We start from the raw sequence: 18045 nt of genomic DNA on the forward strand, positions 1-18045 counted from the left end.
GGCTTGAGGATAGTGCGCGCCGTTTTCGGTCGCATTGGACTGGCATTTTCCCCGGCACTGGAGCCGAGCGCAAACACCGTCGCGCACCATCATGCCGCAGAAGTTACTGAATCAGCTTCCAGTTTTTGTAGAAAAACCGACGCAGGGTAAAGACTGCTCCGGCAAAGGCCGCGATCAGGCCGTTGAGCACGGACGGCACCAGGGTTGGCCGCACGATGTCGATGAACAGGCAGTAGCGCTTGGCGTCGTTCTTGTTGAAGGAGGCATGCATCAGCGTGTCATCGAAGATAAACAGCGGATCATCGTGCCAGTAGTGTTTGTGCTTGCCGACCTGGATGTAGACGCCGTCGTGATGGGGCGCCGGCGCCATGTTGTAGAGCACGCGGAACATCATGCGCAGCGGGCCGAAGTGAAACGAGGTGGAACGGTTTTCGTTGAATACCGACACGCCGATGGTTTTCACGTAGGGCAGTTTTTCCCGCAGTTGCGGGATATCCAGGGTGGTCTCGATCGGGCGGCCGTACCACTGGAAAAACAGCATGCCGCGTTTTTTCTCGGCCATGCGCTCGTCCAGGTACTGAATGATCTCGTCTTTGTTGGCCATGGCGTCGTCGATCACCTTTTGCAGGTCTTCGCGCCAGGCCGGCGGCAGGTCGTTCATTTTATAAACGTGGCGATTGCGCTGGCTCATCAGGTCAAACAGCGTGTTGAACGGCGCCAGCAACCAGGTATTGCGGCCGTTGCCGATGAAATACTTCTTGATGGTCGCGCCGTCGTACAGGCCATTGCGCAGGAAATCGTACAGGCCGCAGAACACCACCAGCAGCAGAAACACCAGGGTGGTCTTGGGGAAACAATAAATGAACAGCAAGACGCCAAGGACCCAGGCGGCGGACGCTAGGCGTTTGCGGATGACACTCTTACTCATGAAACTGGGCTCCATCGGGCAGTTTTCGATTGCTTCAAAACCGTCTGCGATTGACTGGCCGGCCAGGCAAAGGAGTCAGTCAACCCGTGGGGCATCATGCCTGAGCTGAAACATATCGAAATAATATGGTCATGATAGGGTGTTATCGCCCTCACGTGGCGTTTTAAATGCTGGAAATTTGTGAAGTCACTGCACAGATTTTTACCGCTGTCCCCCTAAAATGCCTCGGCGGATGGCCAGGCTGGCGGTGTTGCGGATAGCATTTTGTGAACAGAAGATTTGCGACTATCGTGACGCTTCGGTTTTCCGGGCGTCATAGACCCGTACGATTGACGCTGTAATGGCCACCATTGGCCTTCGGCACCTTGGAAGAGGCAGAAATTTTATGATCATCAAACCGCGGGTTCGTGGCTTTATCTGTGTGACCGCTCACCCGGTTGGCTGTGAAGCGAATGTCAAAGAGCAGATCGACTACGTGACCGAACACGGTGCCATTGAAGGCGGCCCGAAAAAGGTGCTGGTCCTCGGGGCTTCCACCGGCTACGGCCTGGCCGCGCGCATCAGCGCTGCCTTTGGCTGCGGCGCCGACACCCTGGGCGTGTTTTTTGAGAAAGAAGGCGAAGAAGGCAAGCTGAGCTCTGCCGGCTGGTACAACAGCGCCGCCTTCGAGAAGTTTGCGCTGGAAAAAGGCCTGTACGCCAAGAGCATCAACGGCGATGCGTTCTCTGACGAGATCAAGCGCCTGACCATCGAAACCATCAAGAAAGACCTGGGCAAGATCGACCTGGTGGTCTACAGCCTGGCCGCGCCACGCCGTACCGACCCGCAAGGCGTGGTGCACAACTCCACCCTGAAGCCGATCGGCAAGGCTGTGACCCTGCGCGGCATCAACACCGACAAGGGCGTCGTGGTCGACACCACCCTCGAGCCGGCCACCCAGGAAGAAATCGACGGCACCGTGAAAGTCATGGGCGGCGAAGACTGGCAGCTGTGGATCGACGCCCTGCGTGACGCCGACGTGTTGGCCGAAGGCGCCAAGACCACTGCGTTCACCTACCTCGGCGAGAAGCTGACCCAGGACATCTACTGGAACGGCTCCATCGGCGAAGCCAAGAAGGACCTCGACAAGAAAGTCCTGACCCTGCGCGAAAACCTCGCGGCGCTGAAAGGCGACGCCCGTGTGTCGGTACTCAAGGCTGTGGTTACCCAGGCCAGCTCGGCGATCCCGATCATGCCGCTGTACCTGTCGTTGCTGTTTAAAGTGATGAAAGAGCAGGGCACCCACGAAGGTTGCATCGAGCAGGTCTACGGCCTGTTCAAGGACAGCCTGTATGGCAAAGAGCCCAAGCTCGACGCCGACGGCCGCCTGCGTGCCGACCTCGCGGAACTTGAGCCTAAGGTTCAGGACGCGGTAGCGGCCCTGTGGGATCAGGTCTCCGATGACAACGTCAACGAGATCAGCGATTTTGCCGGCTACAAGGCGGAATTCCTGCGCCTGTTCGGTTTCGAGATCGACGGCGTGGACTACGACGCTGACGTGAATCCGACCGTGAAGATCAAGGGCCTGATTCAGGCTTAAGCGCTTGCGGTAACGAAGAAGCGGCCTCCAGGGGCCGCTTTTTTGTGCGCGTCATGCCAGACTGCGGCCGTTATCACACCCACGCTAACGGAGGATCTACATGACGATTCGTGCAGTCGTTTTTGATTTCGGCGGTGTCCTGTTCGACTGGAACCCGCACCATCTCTACCGCCAGCTGATTACCGACGACCGGGAGCGCCAACGGTTCCTGGACACCGTCTGCACCCAGGCCTGGAACACCGAGCAGGACGCCGGGCGCAGTCTGGCTGAGGGCACCCGCGCGCTGATCGCCGAACATCCGCAGCATGCACCAATGATCCAGGCGTACTACGACCGCTGGCACGAGATGCTGCGTGGTTCATTGCCGGAGGGCGTGGCGATACTCGAAGCGTTGCATGAGGCGAAGATGCCGCTGTTCGGCCTGACCAACTGGTCCGCCGAGACCTTTCCCTATGCCCGCGCCCACTATCCCATCCTGCAGTATTTTCGCGACATCGTGGTGTCCGGCGAAATCAAGCTGATCAAGCCCGATCCTGCGATTTACCACGCCAGCCTGGCGCAGGTGCGCGCCCATTTGCCGGATATCCAGCCGGGTGAAGTGGTGTTTATTGACGATGTAGCCGGCAATATCGAGGCGGCCACTGCGCTGGGTTGGCAGGGGATTCACCACGTGTCTGCCGCGCAGACCCGTGAGCGCTTGATCGAGCTGGGGGTGAGCCTCTAGCGCGCCCATTTCTCCATGACGAAATCCACGAACGCCCGCAGCTTGGGCAGGCGATAGCGGTCCTGGGCGTACAGCAAATGCATGGGCCGGCTGGGCAGTTGGTAGTCCGTCAGTAATGCCACCAGTTTACCGGCCCGCAGGTCTGGCTCGACCAGGGCGTCAGGCAGCATCACGATGCCCATGCCTTCCAGGGCAGCCTGGCGCAAGGCCTGCGAACTGTTGATGGTCAATGAGCCGGAAACCGGAATTTCCACGTCGCCCTCTGCGCCGCGCATTCGCCACAACTTGTCGGCGTTGCGCCAATCGTCGGTCGCCGGGTAAGCGAACGCCAGGCAGTCATGTTGCTGCAGGTCATCGGGGCGTTGAGGTGTGCCACGGCGCGCCAGGTACTCCGCAGAGGCGCAGAGGGTGATGGTGTAATCCTGCATGGGGCGGGCAATCAGGCTTGGCGCGTCCAGGTCGCCCAAGCGGATGGCCACGTCGAACCCGCTGTCGACCATGTCCATCCGCTGGTTGCTCAGCACCACGTACAGCTTGATCTGTGGGTAGCGCTGGGAAAATTCGCTGAGCGCCGGTGCCAGGCGTTCGGTGCCAAAGGCCGGTGGTGCGGTGATCCGCAGCAGGCCCTTGGGCACGTCACTGTTGGCTTGTTCGGCCATCTGCTCGGAGTCGGCCACCAGGCCCAGCACCTCCAGGCAACGCTGGTAATAAATCCCGCCAAACTCGGTCAGGCTTTGCTTGCGCGTGGTGCGCTTGAGCAGGCTGACCCCCAGGCGTTGTTCCAGCGCGCGCAGGTGATTGCCGACCATGGTGGTGGACATGCCGCACGCCTGCGCTGCCGCCGTCATGCTGCCGGCTTCCACCACTTTTACGTACACCGTCATCGCCTGGAACAGATCCATTATCAAGCCCTGGTTTAAAGTGATCGCAGTGTTGTGCAGTTTATCCAGCTCGGGTGGCTAACGATACTGGTGCCATCACTACGATGCACTGGAGCCTGATGCCATGACCGCCGCCTGCCTGATGACCACTTATCAACCGTCGCCCCTGAGCTTTACCCGAGGCCTTGGCACGCGCCTGTGGGACCAGCAGGGCCGTGAATACCTGGATGCGGTGGCAGGTGTGGCGGTGACCAACGTCGGTCATTCCCATCCGCGGCTGGTAGCGGCCATCAGTGAGCAGGCCGGTTTGCTCCTGCACACCTCCAACCTCTACAGCATCGACTGGCAGCAGCGCCTGGCCCAGCGCCTCACCCGGCTCTCCGGGCTGGACCAGGCGTTCTTCAACAACTCCGGTGCCGAAGCCAACGAAACGGCGCTGAAGCTGGCCCGGCTGCATGGCTGGAAAAAGGGTATCGAACAGCCGCTGGTGGTGGTGATGGAGAATGCCTTTCACGGGCGCACCCTGGGCACCCTGTCCGCCAGCGACGGGCCTTCCGTGCGGTTGGGATTTCAAAAACTGCCGGGGGACTTTATCAAGGTCGGCTTCGGTGACTTGAAGGCACTGGAGGCCGTGACCCGGGAGTTTGGCCCGCGCATTGTTGCGGTGCTGCTTGAGCCGATCCAGGGCGAAAGCGGCGTGCAAGTCGCGCCGCCGGGCTATCTGAAAGCCTTGCGCGAGCACTGCACCCGGCAAGGCTGGTTGTTGATGCTCGATGAGATCCAGACCGGGATCGGCCGTACAGGTCGCTGGTTTGCCTTCCAGCATGAAGGCATCGTGCCGGACGTGATGACTTTGGCCAAAGGCCTCGGCAACGGTGTGCCGATTGGCGCGTGCCTGGCCCGGGCCGCTGTTGCGCAACTGTTTACCCCCGGCAGCCACGGCAGCACCTTCGGCGGCAACCCGCTGGCCTGCCGTGTCGGTTGTACGGTGCTGGAGATCATCGAAGAACAAGGCCTGCTGGACAACGCGGCGCAACAGGGTGAGCGGCTGCTGGCGCGCCTGCGGGTGGAATTGAACGAGCATCCCCAGGTGCTGGCGATTCGCGGGCAAGGGCTGATGATCGGCATCGAACTGGCAACGCCTCAGCGCGACCTGGCCCACCGTGCGGCGCAAGAGCATGGCCTGCTGATCAACGTCACGCGGGGCAAGATCATCCGCCTGCTGCCGCCGCTGACCATCGATGCCAAGGAAGTGGAGATGATCGTGCGCGCACTTTCCCGGCTTCTGGACTAAACACGGATGAGGCTGACGCGGAGCGTCACTGGCTGCATTCCCACGCAGAGCGTGGGAACGATCAGTCAAACGGGGTAGCCGGAGCCCACCTGCACCCCGTTCAGCCATTCCTGATTCAGGGTCTCGGTATCCCCCAGGTAATCCAGCAACCAGGCCATGGCCGGCGACAGTTTGTTCTGTGCCCAGGCCACGCACGACGGGCTGGCAGGGAAGGGCCGGGACAGTTGCAGGGCGCTCAGCTCGCCGCGCTCGATCCACGGCTGCACCAGGTGCGCCGGTGCCATGCCGACGCACAGGCCATCCCGCAGGCAATCAATCGCCGAAGCCCAGTGCGGCACCACCAAACGACGCTGGTTATCCAGGGTCCAGGTGTCGCGCTTGGGCAGGTTGCGCGAGGTGTCGGTCATGCACAGGGAGGCGAAGGGCCGCAGTTGGTCATCGCTGAGCAGGCCTTCGACCGCTGCCAGCGGATGCCGGCTGCTGACCACGCACAGCCAGTTCAGCAGGCCCATGTCACGAAATGTGAATTGACTGGCCACCGGCACCGCGCTGGTGGCGCCGATCACGATATCGGTGCGGTCATCGGCCAGGGCATCCCACACCCCGTTGTACACCTCGTAATCCAACAGCAATTCCACCTCCGGGAACTGCCGATAGAAATCCAGTACCAACTGCCGGCAGCGCTGCTGTTTAACGATGGAGTCCACCGCGACTTTCAACTGGCCACTCCAGCCATTTGCCACTTGCTGGCACAGCCGGCGGGTGCCGAGCATTTTTTTCATGACGCCGCGGGCTTCGTCGATGAACAATTTACCCGCGGGTGTCAGCTCCACATCCCGATGCCGTCGGACGAACAGCGGCACCGCCAGCCATTCTTCGAGTTGCCGCACGGTGTAGCTGATGGCTGACGGCACGCGGTGCAGTTCCTGGGCGGCGGCGCTGAAGCTGCCGTGGCGGGCCACTGCATCCACCACATCCAGGGAATATTCAGACCACATGGGGTTTGCCTTCAAAATTATTGATAAGAGTGTCCAATTATTATCGCTTCACAGGGATTTGCTCAGCTTCATAATAGGCGCCAGTCAGCAAATAGTTTGATGGCAGGTTATACAAGGCTTCAATGAAAAATTCTTTTGGATTCACCTGGTACCTGGCGGGGCTGAGCATGCTCGGCTATCTGGCCATGGATATGTACTTGCCGGCGTTTGGCGCCATGGGCGAGCAACTGCAGATTTCCCCCGGCGCGGTGGGCGCGAGCCTGAGCATTTTCCTCGCCGGCTTTGCCGTCGGGCAGTTGCTGTGGGGGCCGCTATCCGACCGGTTGGGACGCAAGCCGGTGCTGCTTACGGGCCTTTCCCTGTTTGTGCTCGGCTGCCTGGGGATGTTCTTGGTCGAGACCGCACCGCAGCTGTTGGCCTTGCGTTTTGTCCAGGCGATTGGCGTGTGTTCCGCCGCCGTCAGTTGGCAGGCGCTGGTGATCGACCGCTACCCGGCGGACAAGGCCCATCGGGTGTTCGCCGGCATTATGCCGCTGATGTCACTGTCTCCGGCCCTGGCGCCATTGCTGGGAGCGCTGATGCTGAATCACTGGGGCTGGCAGGCGATTTTCGGTGTGTTGTTGGTGGTTTCGCTGCTCCTGCTGCTGCCTACGTTGTTTCTCAGGCCGCTGCCGAAACGCCTGACAACCGACGGCGAACCGTCCCGAATCGGCTATGGGCAATTGCTCAAGTCGCGGGTGTTCACCGGCAACGTGATGATCTTTGCCGCATGCTCGGCCAGTTTCTTCGCCTGGCTTACCGCCTCGCCGTTCATCCTTGGCGGGATGGGCTACAGCCCGAATGACATCGGCTTGAGCTACGTATTGCCAACGCTGTCGTTCCTGATCGGTGGCTACAGTTGCCGCAGTGCGTTGCAGCGGTTCCAGGGCAAGACTTTGTTGCCGTGGCTGCTGCTGGCGTACTGCATCAGCATGGTCGCGCTGTACCTCGTCGCGACCTTGACCGTGCCGACGCTCGCCACCTTGCTGATTCCGTTCTGCCTGATGGCCCTGGTCAATGGCGCCAGCTACCCGATCGTGGTGGCGAATGCACTGATGCCGTTTGCGGAAAATTCCGGCAAGGCGGCGGCATTGCAGAACACCTTGCAGTTGGGGTTGTGCTTCCTGGCGAGCCTGATCGTGTCGTCGATGATCGACCAGCCGCTGTTGATCACTGCGATCGTGATGCTGGCGACCGCGCCATTGGCCGTGTTGGGCTACTGGCTGGCGCGACCGAAGGTCGACGATGGCGATGCCGACCTGGTGCGCGCCCGCTAGAACGTCACTTCCATGTTCACCGTCGGTGTTGACGTGCGGCTACCCCGGCCGCCGTCCACGCCGAACTTGTTATGCCAATACTCATACCCGACGCCCAGGTAGAGATTGGGCTTGACGCTCTTTCCCGGGCGTACCGCCACCATCAGCGCGGCGCGCATCAGGGTTTCCGGCGCCGTATCGCGACCATGGAAGTCCTCGCCCTTTTTCCCGACGTGATTGATAAACCCCTGAAACTTCGCCCCGTGGTTACCGATCTCGAAAGGCCGCATCCAAGTCAGGTTAAGCATGTAGGTATCGTCGAAGGTGTGGTCGGGTTCTTTCGCACCGGGGATGCCGGAATGGTTCCTTTCCTTGTAGTACATCAGGCTCAGGTCCAGCACGCCGACGGTGTTGAACTTCAAGGTCGGGCCAATCACCAGCGCGCGTTTTTTCGCCGACGCCAGGTTGTTGTTGCGGTTGGCATCAAAGCCGAAGGTCAGTGCGTAATCCTTGATCACTCCAGTGCCCAGCGGCACATCGAATACCCGTGAGGCGTACAGCTGGTGCCGGTACACCGCATACACTTCGCTGCCGCCGTGGTCGGTACCCTTGCGCGGGTCGCGGCTGTCGGACAGGAACACATCGAGGTTCAGGTAGTTGCTGCCGTACTGGTAGCCGCTGGCGTGGGTGAAGCTGTAGATGCGCTTGCTGAATTCATCCGGGTTGTTCGGGTTGGTGAACTGCTGGCCGTAGCGAAATCCCAGGCTGTTGTTCATCCATTCCAGCGCGACAGCCTCCCCGCCGCCGAACAGGGTGAGTAATACGGTTGCGCCGTGCAGTGCCTTTTTCATTGTTTTAATTCCTTTGGCGTTTTGGCTCATGGCGACCGCGCAAGGGTCGCCGGGCGCAGTATCGGCACATCCGTTGTGGGTTCCAAAGAACAGAATCTCGCCTGGGCCGATGCCGAAACGGCAGCACTGAAGCTGGCCTGAGAGTCAGGAAATACGTGGCGCCGAGGGCGTTTCCTGATGTTCGCGCAAACTGATTTCTTCACTGAGCAGATGGGCCATGGCTTGCACCGCCATCGGCAAGTCTCGGTCTTTGCGGGCGTACAAGCCCAGGTCGCTGAAGATCCCGCCCTGGTCGCTGAGCGGAATGTGCAGCAGTTCGCCGCGGGCTAAATCTACCTCCACGCCAATGCGCGTCTGGAACGCGATGCCCAGTTGCTGGCGCGCCAGTTGCCGGGCCAGCTCCATCGAGTTGCTGTGCAGCAGTGGCTTGTTCGTCGCCGCCGAACGCTTGTGCAGCGGTGCGATCAGGTGGTGAACCGAGAGCTCGCTCTTGGCCTGGATCACCCCGTGTTCACAGCAGCGCGCGTAACTCACGCTGGTTTCACCGGCCAACGGATGCCCCGGTGCCATCAACGCCCCCAGGCGGAAATGGCCGACACACACCTGGATGGTTTCGCTGCTGCGCGGTAAAGCAAAGGCCAGCCCCAGGTCAGCCTGGCCGTTGACCACCGCACCGGGAATCGATTGCGAACCTTGTACCGTGACGCCAATGGTCACTTTCGGATAACGCTCACGCATGCGCTTGAGGGCGGCGGGCAGCAGCTCCACAGTGGCGCCTTCCACCGTGGCGATTTCCACGTGGCCGGTCTGCACACCGTTCAAGCCATCCAGTTCACCGCGCACGCGCTCCACGTCCTGCAACAGGAAACTCACGTGGCGGGTCAGGATTTCCCCGGCCGCCGTCAGGCGCAGGCCGCCGGGCAGGCGCTCGAACAGCGCCGCGCCCACCTCGTCTTCCAGCTTGAGGATCTGCCGGTTCACCGCCGAAGACGCCACGTTCAGGCGGCGCGCGGCTTCGCGGATCGAGTGGCAGCGGCGAACCATGTCGAAGTAGTAAATCGCCGGGGCGTGGATGCGCAGCTTGCGGTTGAGCATTTTTTTCATGTCCTTGTGCGCAGCGCTTCGAGCCACGGGGCAGGGCGGCTGAATGGATTTTTGTAACGGCGTTCAGGGTGTTCTTGTGAAAATGATTGTATACAACTCTATGGACATCCAATCTTTCTATTGCATACAGTGAGTGCACAACAAAAACAGAGAACCCCTCACCATGACTATCCCGAAGGCGTCACCGCAGCGGCCAGAAGATGAGAATCTCGGCGTCGCGGCCAACATGGCTTACGGCCTGCAGCATGTGCTCACCATGTACGGCGGCATCGTGGCTGTACCGTTGATCGTCGGCCAGGCGGCCGGGTTGTCGCCGGCCGATATTGGCCTGCTGATCGCTGCCTCGCTGTTTGCCGGAGGCCTGGCTACGCTGTTGCAAACCCTGGGCCTGCCGTTTTTCGGCTGCCAGTTGCCGCTGGTGCAGGGGGTGTCCTTTGCCGGGGTGGCGACTATGGTGGCGATTGTTGGCAGCGACGGTGCGGGTGGCATCCCGGCGATTCTCGGGGCGGTGATGGCCGCCTCCCTGATAGGCCTGCTGATCACCCCGGTGTTCTCGCGAATCACCAAATTCTTCCCGCCGCTGGTCACCGGGATTGTGATCACTACCATCGGCCTGACGTTGATGCCCGTCGCCGCCCGCTGGGCCATGGGCGGCAACAGCCGCGCCGCAGATTTCGGCAGCATGCCGAACATCGGCCTGGCGGCGCTGACCCTGGTGCTGGTATTGCTGCTGAGCAAGATCGGCAGCGCGACCATCTCGCGGCTGTCGATCCTGCTGGCGATGGTGATCGGCACGGTTATCGCGGTGTTCCTCGGCATGGCTGACTTCTCCAGCGTGACCCAGGGCCCGATGTTCGGCTTTCCCACACCCTTCCATTTCGGCATGCCAACCATTCCATCTCGCGGCGATCATTTCCATGTGCATCGTGGTGATGGTGACGCTGGTGGAAACCTCGGCGGACATTCTGGCAGTGGGTGAAATCATCGACACCAAGGTCGACTCCAAGCGCCTCGGCAATGGCCTGCGTGCGGATATGCTGTCGAGCATGTTTGCGCCGATCTTCGGCTCGTTCACCCAGAGCGCGTTTGCACAAAACGTCGGACTGGTGGCGGTTACCGGGGTCAAGAGCCGTTATGTGGTCGCCACCGGTGGGATATTCCTGGTGATCCTCGGCCTGCTGCCGTTCATGGGGCGGGTGATTGCGGCAGTGCCGACTTCGGTGCTGGGCGGGGCCGGGATCGTGCTGTTCGGCACCGTGGCTGCCAGTGGTATCCGGACCTTGTCCAAGGTTGATTACCGCAACAACATGAACCTGATCATCGTCGCCACTTCCATCGGTTTTGGCATGATCCCGATTGCGGCCCCGAGTTTCTACGATCACTTCCCGAGCTGGTTCGCGACCATTTTCCACTCGGGGATCAGTTCGTCGGCGATCATGGCGATCCTGTTGAACCTGGCGTTCAACCACTTCACCGCGGGCAACTCGGACCAGCAGTCGGTATTCGTTGCCGGGACGGAACGCAGCCTGTGCTTCCAGGACGTGGCGGCGTTGCGGGACGGGGATTACTTCAGCGGCGGCAAGCTGTTTGATGCCGAGGGCAAGGAAATTCCGTTGCTGGAGGAAGTGCCGAAGAAAGCGGCCGTGCACGGCAGGGCACAGACCAGCGAGGTGTAACAGCCACAAAGAGTCCAATGTGGGAGCGGGCTTGCTCGCGAAGGCGGTGTGTCAGTCGCTAAATATGCTGACTGATCCACCGCCTTCGCGAGCAAGCCCGCTCCCACATTTTGATCTCAGCCAGTCTTGAGCGTTCTGTGGGGCACGGAACAAGCCTCATCCAGAAACTGCACCACTGTCCCCATGCACGCCTGTCGCTCTTCAACATGCGGCATGTGGCTGGAGTCTTCGAACAGCGCCCAGCGCACATCGGCGATCTCATCCAGGAACGGCTTGACCACCAGCGGCGTGGCCTCGTCATGGCGACCGGAAATCACCAGGGTCGGCACATTGACCTTCGACAGCCGGCCGATCACGTTCCAGTCTTTCAAGCTGCCAATCACATGGAATTCCGTCGGGCCGCTCATGGCGTGATACACCGTCGGGTCCGAATCCACCTGGGCGAATGTGCGGGCGACTTCTTCCGGCCACGGATTGACCCGGCACACGTGCTGGTCATAGAAAATCCGCGAGGCGGCCAGGTACTCAGGGTCCTGGTAGGTGCCGGCCTGTTCATGCTTGAGCAAGGTCTCGTGCACGCCTTCAGGCAGTAGCTTGCGCAGGCGGTTGGCCTCGGCAACCCAGGTACGCATGCAGGTCGGCGAGTTGGCCGGAATAAATGCACGCAGGCCCTTGGGTTGCAGGATGGCGTGTTCGCTGCCGAGCATGCCGCCCCAGGATTGACCCAGGATCGCGTAGTTGTTGCTGATCTGCAGATGGTCCAGCAGGTTGTCCAGTTCTTCGAGGAACAAGCCGACGGTCCAGAATGAAGGGTCTTTGTCAGGCAGGTGGGTGGAGCGGCCGTTGCCCAGTTGGTCGTAGTGAATGACCGCGTGGCCACTGGCGGCTACGTCCTTGTAGGCATCGACATAATCATGGGTACAACCCGGGCCACCATGGAGGATGACCAGCGGCGTGAGGCCGCTGTCCAGGTCGCCGGTTACCCGATACCAGGTCTGGTAGTCGCGAAAGGCCGCATAGCCTTCGCGGATTGTTTCGATGAATTCCATTTCGTGCCCTGCCCTGAGAAAAAGTGATCAGGTACACGATAGTCGGCACAGAAAGTTTAAGTAACTAGCAAAACAGCTAGGTTTTTCCTTCGGATCAGTCTTCCAGCAGCCGGTAATGAGTGGCCCGTACCACCGCTTGCACCCGGTTCTTGGCCCCCAGTTTGTGCATGGCCGACGCCAGGTGCAGGGTAACCACTGCCAGGGAGCGGCTCAATTGCGTGGCGATTTCGGCGGCGGTCAGGCCGTCGGCGGCCCATTTCAGGCATTCGCGCTCACGCTTGGTCAGGCGGATATGCGGGTAGGAGCGCAGTTCCTTGCTGAAAAGCGGGTAGGCCGCTTCCTGCAAGGCGTGGGTAATCAGGCTGAATTCCGACAGCGTCTGGCGGGCGTCCTGCAACACGGCGCTGGCCTTGCCGGTGCGCAGGCCGGTCAGCGAGGCGAAGCCGCCACGGGGCAAATGGATCGGCACGCTGACGCCGCAGGTCATCTGGCGGTCGTGCAAGTAGCTGGAAACCGGGGCGTGGCAGGGGTCGATGATCTTTTGCAGCGCGGTATCAGCCTTGGCCTCGTAGGACCACACAAACGGTGAAACCGTCGACAGTGCGAGGTGTTGCACCGGATCGATCTGATAAAAGCCGGAACTGCACCACAGGTTGTACCAGTCGGGCGGGGTATTGCGCAGTTGCAGCACAGAAGGGGTGATCAGTGCACCATTATGGTCAATGGGCACGGGGGTGTAGTCGTAGACCAACGCATCAAAACCCAGGTCCTGGGCCAATACGAGGGTGTTGTCCATCTGTTCATCCAGGCTCCTGCCGGGGATGAGACGGTCATTAAACGCAGTTAGCCTGGCCAGCATCCGTTCTGCTCCCGATTTCATTTGAATCTCGTCTTGCTGCAAGTAGAATGCCACGCCCCGGCGAAGGACTGCCAGACCAAACCTATAAGAATTACCAGGTTATGGACACGCGGCATCCTCGGTAGTGTTGGCCTCTAAACGGCCACTCTCCACAGGGCCGACACACAACAAGGAATGTATGCATGTGGCGTGAAATTGCCCCCGACCAGCGGTACAACGTGCAGGTCGATGGCCACAACCTCGTGGCCTATAGCTTTGGCGAAGGCGATGAGGTGTTGCTGTGCCTCAATGGCGGCCCCGGGCTGCCTTGCGACTACTTGCGCGACGCCCATGGCTGGCTCAAGGACAACGGCCTGCGAGTGGTTGCATTCGACCAGCTTGGCACGGGCGCTTCAGCCAGACCGACCGATGTTTCGCTGTGGGAAATCAGCCGTTATGTCGAAGAAGTCGAAACCGTGCGCCAGGCCCTTGGCCTTGGCCGCGTGCACTTGCTGGGGCATTCCTGGGGCGGATGGTTGGGCATCGAGTACGCCATTCACTACCCCGATGCGCTGAAAAGCCTGATCCTGGAAAACACCGTCGGCGACATTCCGCACCTGTCCCTCGAGCTGGAACGCCTGCGCGGCGCCCTGGGCAGCGAAACCGTGGCGATGATGCAACGCCATGAAGCCATGGGTACCCTCGATCACCCGCAGTACCAGGCCGCCATCACCTTGCTCAACTACCGCCACGTCTGCCGCCTGGACGAATGGCCGGCGCCGGTCCAGCGTTCCCTCGGCGACTGGAACATGGGCCCCTACGAAACCATGCAGGGTCCCAACGAATTTCTCTACATCGGCAACCTCAAGGACTGGAACCGCATCCCCGAGATGGGCGAGTTCAAGATGCCGATACTGATCACCACCGGCCAGCACGACGAACTGACCCCGGCCTGCGCCATGCGCATGAAAAGCGCGGCCCGGCACGCCGAGCTGCACGTGTTCCCCAACAGCAGCCATATGCCGTTTTACGAAGAGCCCCAGGCATACTTCCCGGTGCTGCTGGACTTCCTCGCTCGTCATCGAGGCTGACGGATGAACCTGGCGCGTTACCGTTTTGTGCTGTCCCGGCCGCTGCAATTGCTGCCGGTGCTGTTTGGCATCAGCCTGATCACCTTTGTGCTGGTGCGCTCGATTCCCGGCGACCCGGCGCGGGCCCTGCTGGGTTCGCGCAGCACCCCGGACGCCTTGCTGAAGATCCGCGCCCAGTACGGCCTCGACCAGCCGCTGTGGCTGCAATATTTCTACTTCCTGAAAAACCTGCTCAAGGGCGACCTCGGCCAGTCACTGCTGTACAAGGTCGACGCGCTGAAACTGATCGTCACCCGCATCGAGCCGACCCTGTTCCTGGTGCTCGGCAGTGTGCTGCTGGCGCTGTTGATCGCCGTGCCGCTGGCCACCGTGGCCGCGCGTAATAAAGGTGGCTGGGCGGATAACCTGATCCGGCTGTTCACTACGGTGGGCCTGGGCATGCCGGCGTTCTGGCTGGGCTTGATGCTGATCCTGTTGCTCAGCGTGCAATGGGGCCTGTTCCCGGTCTCCGGGTATGGGCGCACCTGGCTGGACAAGGCGCACCACATGGTTCTGCCGTGCCTGACCATCGCCCTGGCGCTGTCGGCGGTGCTGGTGCGCAACCTGCGGGCGAGCATGTTGATGGAGTTGCAGGCTGACCACGTTACCGCCGCCCGGGCGCGCGGGTTGTCGGAGGCGGCGGTGTTTCGTCGTCATGTGCTGCCCAATTCCCTGGTGCCGGCGGTGAACCTGCTGGCGGTGAACATTGGCTGGCTGATCAGCGGCACGGTAGTGATCGAAAGCCTGTTTGCGATTCCCGGCATCGGCCAATTGCTGGTGCGCGGCATCTTCACCCGCGACTACATGGTGGTGCAGGGCGTGGCGATGGTGCTGGCCTGTGCGACCGTGCTGGTCAACTTTGTTGCCGATGTGGTGACGGTCACGCTGGACCCGCGAGTAAAGATGCAATGAGCAGCCGCCCATTGATCGCCCCATGGCGCCTGCGCCTGCGCTTTGGTTTTCGCAATGGCCGGCTGACGGCGGCCTGGGGCCTGTTGATTCTGCTGACATGGCTGGCGCTGGCCGTGTTCGCCCCCTGGATCGCACCCTTTGACCCGATTGCGCAAAACACCGATATCAGTTTGCTGGGCCCCAGCCAGGCCCATCCATTTGGCACGGACAACTACGGGCGAGACATCCTTTCGAGGGTAATCTGGGGTGCACGCATCGACCTGCAACTGGCGGTGGTGGGGGTGATCTTTCCGTTCCTGATCGGCACCTTCGTCGGTGCGGTGTCCGGCTACATCGGCGGGCGTTTCGACAGCTTCTGCATGCGGGTGATCGACGTGATCCTCGCGTTCCCTTTCCTGGTGCTGATGCTGGCGATCATGGCCATTCTCGGCCCGGGTTTGAAAAGCTTTTATATCGCCATGGCACTGGTGGGCTGGGTGTCCTACGCGCGGCTGATCCGCTCGCAGATCCTGGTGCTCAAGGAAAGCGACTTCGCCCTGGCCGCCAAAAGCCTGGGCTTTGGCCATGGGCGCATTCTGTTCCGGCATTTGTTGCCCAACGCGATGTTCGGTTCGATTGTGTTCTCGATGTCTGACGCAGTGCTGGTGCTGCTCAACGGCGCAGCGGTCAGCTACCTCGGCCTGGGCGTACAACCGCCGACCGCCGAGTGGGGCACCATGGTTGCCGAAGGCCAGGCGTTCATCACCACCGCCTGGTGGATTTGCACCTTCCCGGGCCTGGCCATCGTGACCCTGGCCATGGGCTTCAGCCTGCTGGCCGATGGTGTGGCGCAAGTGCTGGGGGATCGCTCATGAGCCTGTTGCAGGTGCAGGACCTGAGCGTCATCGCCAATAACACCGGGCGCGACGTAACGTTGGTGGACCGGGTGTCGTTCGACCTGGCCGAAGGTGAAATCCTCGGCCTGGTGGGCGAAAGCGGTTCGGGCAAGACCATGGCCTGTCGCGGGCTGATGCGCTTGCTGCCATCCCCGAGCCTGCGGGTGCAGGGCGGTTCGGTGCGCCTGGCGGGCCAGGACCTTCTGCAGCTGGATGACGCCGGCATGCGCGCGGTACGCGGTGGGCAACTTGGGATGATTTTCCAGAACCCCAGTAGCCACCTCGACCCGTTGATGCGCATCGGCGAGCAGATCGCCGAAGGCATCCGACTGCACCAGGGCGCGTCGAAAAAGGAGGCGCGCTTGCAGGCTATCGAAGTGCTGCGCCAGGTCGGCATTCCCGATCCCCAGGCGCGGATCGACAATTACCCCCACGAGTTTTCCGGCGGCATGCGCCAGCGGGCAATGATCGCGGTGGCCCTTGGCTGCAATCCCAAGGTGCTGATTGCCGACGAACCGACCACCGCCCTCGACGTGACCGTGCAAGCCCAGATTCTGCGGCTGTTGCTGGACCTGCGGGACCAGCGTGGCCTGTCGATCATCATGATCACTCACGACCTGGGCGTGGTGGCGCAAACCTGCGACTCCATCGCCGTGATGTACGCCGGGCGCCTGTGCGAACACGGCAGCAAATACGAGCTGCTGGCACACCCGCAACACCCTTACACCGCCGGCTTGATCGAGTGCCAGCCCGCCACCAGCAGCGGCCACGCCCTGTTGCGCACCATCGCCGGCCAACCGCCATTGCTCGACGCATTGCCCAAGGGCTGCCGGTTCAACCCGCGCTGCCCGCAAGTCGGCAGCTTGTGCACCGAGCTGCTGCCGGAAGGCGCGCGGGTGGCCTGTCACTATCCCCTGGGAGTTCGCCCATGACGTTGTTGCAGGTGAATGACCTTGAGGTGCGTTTTGCCGCCGCCGGCAGCGGCCTGTTCGGCCTGAATAAACAGTGGGTGAGGGCGGTCAACGGGGTGTCGTTGACCCTGGCCGCCGGTGAAACACTGGGTTTGGTGGGCGAGTCCGGCAGCGGCAAAAGCACATTGGGGAGGGCGATCCTGCACCTCAACCCCATCAGCGCCGGGCAGGTGGTGTTTGACGGCATCGACATGGCCCACGCCGGGCCGGTCGATATCGCCCGTTTGCGGCACGAGACGGCGATGATCTTCCAGGATCCCTACGCGGCCCTGAACCCGCGTCTTACCGTCGGCGAAACCATCGCCGAAGTCCTGCGGGTGCAGCGCAAGGTGGCGTCGGAAAACATCCCACGCCGCGTCGACGAATTACTCGATCTGGTAGGCCTGCGCCCCGAGCTTGCCAGCCGCAAGCCCGGCTCCCTGAGCGGCGGCCAGTGCCAGCGCGTCGGCATTGCCCGGGCGCTGGCGGTGGAGCCGCGGCTGATCATCGCCGACGAATGCGTGGCTGCCCTGGATGTGTCGATCCAGGGCCAGATCATCAACCTGCTGCTGGAACTGCAACAGCGCATGAACCTGGCGATCCTGTTTATCGCCCACGACCTGGCCATCGTCCGCCGCCTGTGTGATCGGGTGGCGGTGATGTACCTGGGGAAAATCGTCGAGGAAGGCCCGGTGGAGGCGGTGTTCACCACGCCCCGTCACCCCTACACGGCGGCGTTGATCCAGGCGATCCCGGAGATTGATCCGTACCGCCCGTTGCCCAGCGAGCCCTTGCCGGGCGAGCCGCCGAGCCCGCTGAAGCTGCCTAATGGTTGCGCCTTTCACCCGCGTTGCCGACATGCACGAGCCGTGTGTGCCGAGGTATTGCCGCCGACTCACGTTGTGCAAACGCATCGGTACAGTTGCGTGCTTGAAGAACCTTTGCTTTGAACCCTTCCTGC

The 18045-nt window shown here is 61.5% G+C and carries 16 protein-coding genes and 1 pseudogene; 10 read left to right on the forward strand and 7 right to left on the reverse strand.

The features are described 5' to 3' along the window. Positions 1–103 precede the first annotated feature (103 nt). Entirely contained in the window at positions 104–928 is an 825-nt protein-coding gene (locus QF039_RS05225; protein ID WP_177068709.1) for an aspartyl/asparaginyl beta-hydroxylase domain-containing protein, read from the reverse strand. A 385-nt stretch (positions 929–1313) separates the two neighbouring features. Between QF039_RS05225 and fabV the strand changes: the two genes are divergently transcribed. Both fabV and QF039_RS05235 read left to right on the forward strand, forming a co-directional pair. Continuing rightward, positions 1314–2507, forward strand: a complete 1194-nt coding sequence (gene fabV / locus QF039_RS05230; RefSeq protein ID WP_008437660.1) for an enoyl-ACP reductase FabV — start codon at positions 1314–1316, stop codon at positions 2505–2507. 100 nt (positions 2508–2607) lie between these two features. After that, complete coding sequence (locus QF039_RS05235; protein WP_307517114.1) at positions 2608–3231, forward strand: HAD family phosphatase; 624 nt, start codon at positions 2608–2610, stop codon at positions 3229–3231. Here the strand turns inward: QF039_RS05235 and QF039_RS05240 are convergent. Beyond that, positions 3228–4133, reverse strand: a complete 906-nt coding sequence (locus QF039_RS05240; RefSeq protein ID WP_003218860.1) for a LysR family transcriptional regulator — start codon at positions 4131–4133, stop codon at positions 3228–3230. The two genes, QF039_RS05235 and QF039_RS05240, sit on opposite strands and share 4 nt — an antisense overlap. Positions 4134–4236: 103 nt before the next feature. Here QF039_RS05240 and QF039_RS05245 point away from each other — a divergent pair, with 103 nt between their 5' ends. Beyond that, entirely contained in the window at positions 4237–5406 is a 1170-nt protein-coding gene (locus tag QF039_RS05245) for an aspartate aminotransferase family protein (protein ID WP_102368414.1), read from the forward strand. A 65-nt stretch (positions 5407–5471) separates the two neighbouring features. Here the strand turns inward: QF039_RS05245 and punR are convergent, their stop codons facing one another. Next, positions 5472–6404, reverse strand: a complete 933-nt coding sequence (gene punR, locus QF039_RS05250) for a DNA-binding transcriptional activator PunR (RefSeq protein ID WP_003218855.1) — start codon at positions 6402–6404, stop codon at positions 5472–5474. 122 nt (positions 6405–6526) lie between these two features. On the opposite strand from punR, the gene punC reads away from it, so the two are divergent. Continuing rightward, positions 6527–7720 (forward strand): purine nucleoside transporter PunC, encoded by a 1194-nt coding sequence (gene punC, locus QF039_RS05255; protein WP_307517115.1) that lies wholly within the window; start codon positions 6527–6529, stop codon positions 7718–7720. Here punC and QF039_RS05260 read toward each other — a convergent pair. Both QF039_RS05260 and QF039_RS05265 read right to left on the reverse strand, forming a co-directional pair. Beyond that, positions 7717–8550 (reverse strand): nucleoside-binding protein, encoded by an 834-nt coding sequence (locus QF039_RS05260; RefSeq protein ID WP_177019498.1) that lies wholly within the window; start codon positions 8548–8550, stop codon positions 7717–7719. The two genes, punC and QF039_RS05260, sit on opposite strands and share 4 nt — an antisense overlap. A 144-nt stretch (positions 8551–8694) precedes the next feature. Next, positions 8695–9645: a LysR family transcriptional regulator gene (locus QF039_RS05265; RefSeq protein ID WP_177036277.1), complete on the reverse strand. Its 951-nt coding sequence runs from the start codon at positions 9643–9645 to the stop codon at positions 8695–8697. A 172-nt stretch (positions 9646–9817) separates the two neighbouring features. On the opposite strand from QF039_RS05265, the pseudogene QF039_RS05270 reads away from it, so the two are divergent. Then, positions 9818–11330: pseudogene (locus tag QF039_RS05270) on the forward strand (nucleobase:cation symporter-2 family protein). A 116-nt stretch (positions 11331–11446) separates the two neighbouring features. Here the strand turns inward: QF039_RS05270 and QF039_RS05275 are convergent. After that, positions 11447–12379 (reverse strand): proline iminopeptidase-family hydrolase, encoded by a 933-nt coding sequence (locus QF039_RS05275; RefSeq protein WP_003218843.1) that lies wholly within the window; start codon positions 12377–12379, stop codon positions 11447–11449. 94 nt (positions 12380–12473) lie between these two features. Continuing rightward, entirely contained in the window at positions 12474–13238 is a 765-nt protein-coding gene (locus QF039_RS05280; protein WP_008437673.1) for a LuxR family transcriptional regulator, read from the reverse strand. A 182-nt stretch (positions 13239–13420) separates the two neighbouring features. Here QF039_RS05280 and QF039_RS05285 point away from each other — a divergent pair, with 182 nt between their 5' ends. The 5 genes from QF039_RS05285 to QF039_RS05305 are packed head-to-tail and all read left to right on the forward strand — an operon-like array spanning position 13421 to position 18034. After that, a complete protein-coding gene (locus QF039_RS05285; protein ID WP_102606485.1) occupies positions 13421–14308 on the forward strand; it encodes a proline iminopeptidase-family hydrolase in 888 nt (295 codons plus the stop codon). 3 nt (positions 14309–14311) lie between these two features. Continuing rightward, positions 14312–15259, forward strand: coding sequence for an ABC transporter permease (locus QF039_RS05290; RefSeq protein WP_003218838.1), 948 nt, complete (start codon positions 14312–14314; stop codon positions 15257–15259). Further along, a complete protein-coding gene (locus QF039_RS05295; RefSeq protein WP_003218837.1) occupies positions 15256–16113 on the forward strand; it encodes an ABC transporter permease in 858 nt (285 codons plus the stop codon). The genes QF039_RS05290 and QF039_RS05295 overlap by 4 nt, the downstream gene beginning before the upstream one ends. Beyond that, on the forward strand, positions 16110–17066 hold the full coding sequence (locus tag QF039_RS05300) for an ABC transporter ATP-binding protein (RefSeq protein WP_102368420.1): 957 nt from the start codon (positions 16110–16112) through the stop codon (positions 17064–17066). The genes QF039_RS05295 and QF039_RS05300 overlap by 4 nt, the downstream gene beginning before the upstream one ends. Further along, complete coding sequence (locus tag QF039_RS05305) at positions 17063–18034, forward strand: ABC transporter ATP-binding protein (RefSeq protein ID WP_177019495.1); 972 nt, start codon at positions 17063–17065, stop codon at positions 18032–18034. Before QF039_RS05300 ends, QF039_RS05305 begins: the two co-directional genes overlap by 4 nt. Positions 18035–18045 lie beyond the last annotated feature (11 nt).

The organism is Pseudomonas sp. W2I6 (assembly GCF_030815935.1).
Lineage (GTDB): Bacteria > Pseudomonadota > Gammaproteobacteria > Pseudomonadales > Pseudomonadaceae > Aquipseudomonas.

Coding starts and splice junctions, on each gene's coding strand:
- QF039_RS05275 (WP_003218843.1), bottom strand. CDS start 12,379: ATGGAATTCATCGAAACAATCCGCGAAGGCTATGCGGCCTTTCGCGAC.
- QF039_RS05245 (WP_102368414.1), top strand. CDS start 4,237: ATGACCGCCGCCTGCCTGATGACCACTTATCAACCGTCGCCCCTGAGC.
- punC (WP_307517115.1), top strand. CDS start 6,527: ATGAAAAATTCTTTTGGATTCACCTGGTACCTGGCGGGGCTGAGCATG.
- fabV (WP_008437660.1), top strand. CDS start 1,314: ATGATCATCAAACCGCGGGTTCGTGGCTTTATCTGTGTGACCGCTCAC.
- QF039_RS05290 (WP_003218838.1), top strand. CDS start 14,312: ATGAACCTGGCGCGTTACCGTTTTGTGCTGTCCCGGCCGCTGCAATTG.
- QF039_RS05285 (WP_102606485.1), top strand. CDS start 13,421: ATGTGGCGTGAAATTGCCCCCGACCAGCGGTACAACGTGCAGGTCGAT.
- punR (WP_003218855.1), bottom strand. CDS start 6,404: ATGTGGTCTGAATATTCCCTGGATGTGGTGGATGCAGTGGCCCGCCAC.
- QF039_RS05265 (WP_177036277.1), bottom strand. CDS start 9,645: ATGCTCAACCGCAAGCTGCGCATCCACGCCCCGGCGATTTACTACTTC.
- QF039_RS05305 (WP_177019495.1), top strand. CDS start 17,063: ATGACGTTGTTGCAGGTGAATGACCTTGAGGTGCGTTTTGCCGCCGCC.
- QF039_RS05240 (WP_003218860.1), bottom strand. CDS start 4,133: ATGGATCTGTTCCAGGCGATGACGGTGTACGTAAAAGTGGTGGAAGCC.
- QF039_RS05260 (WP_177019498.1), bottom strand. CDS start 8,550: ATGAAAAAGGCACTGCACGGCGCAACCGTATTACTCACCCTGTTCGGC.
- QF039_RS05280 (WP_008437673.1), bottom strand. CDS start 13,238: ATGCTGGCCAGGCTAACTGCGTTTAATGACCGTCTCATCCCCGGCAGG.
- QF039_RS05300 (WP_102368420.1), top strand. CDS start 16,110: ATGAGCCTGTTGCAGGTGCAGGACCTGAGCGTCATCGCCAATAACACC.
- QF039_RS05295 (WP_003218837.1), top strand. CDS start 15,256: ATGAGCAGCCGCCCATTGATCGCCCCATGGCGCCTGCGCCTGCGCTTT.
- QF039_RS05225 (WP_177068709.1), bottom strand. CDS start 928: ATGAGTAAGAGTGTCATCCGCAAACGCCTAGCGTCCGCCGCCTGGGTC.
- QF039_RS05235 (WP_307517114.1), top strand. CDS start 2,608: ATGACGATTCGTGCAGTCGTTTTTGATTTCGGCGGTGTCCTGTTCGAC.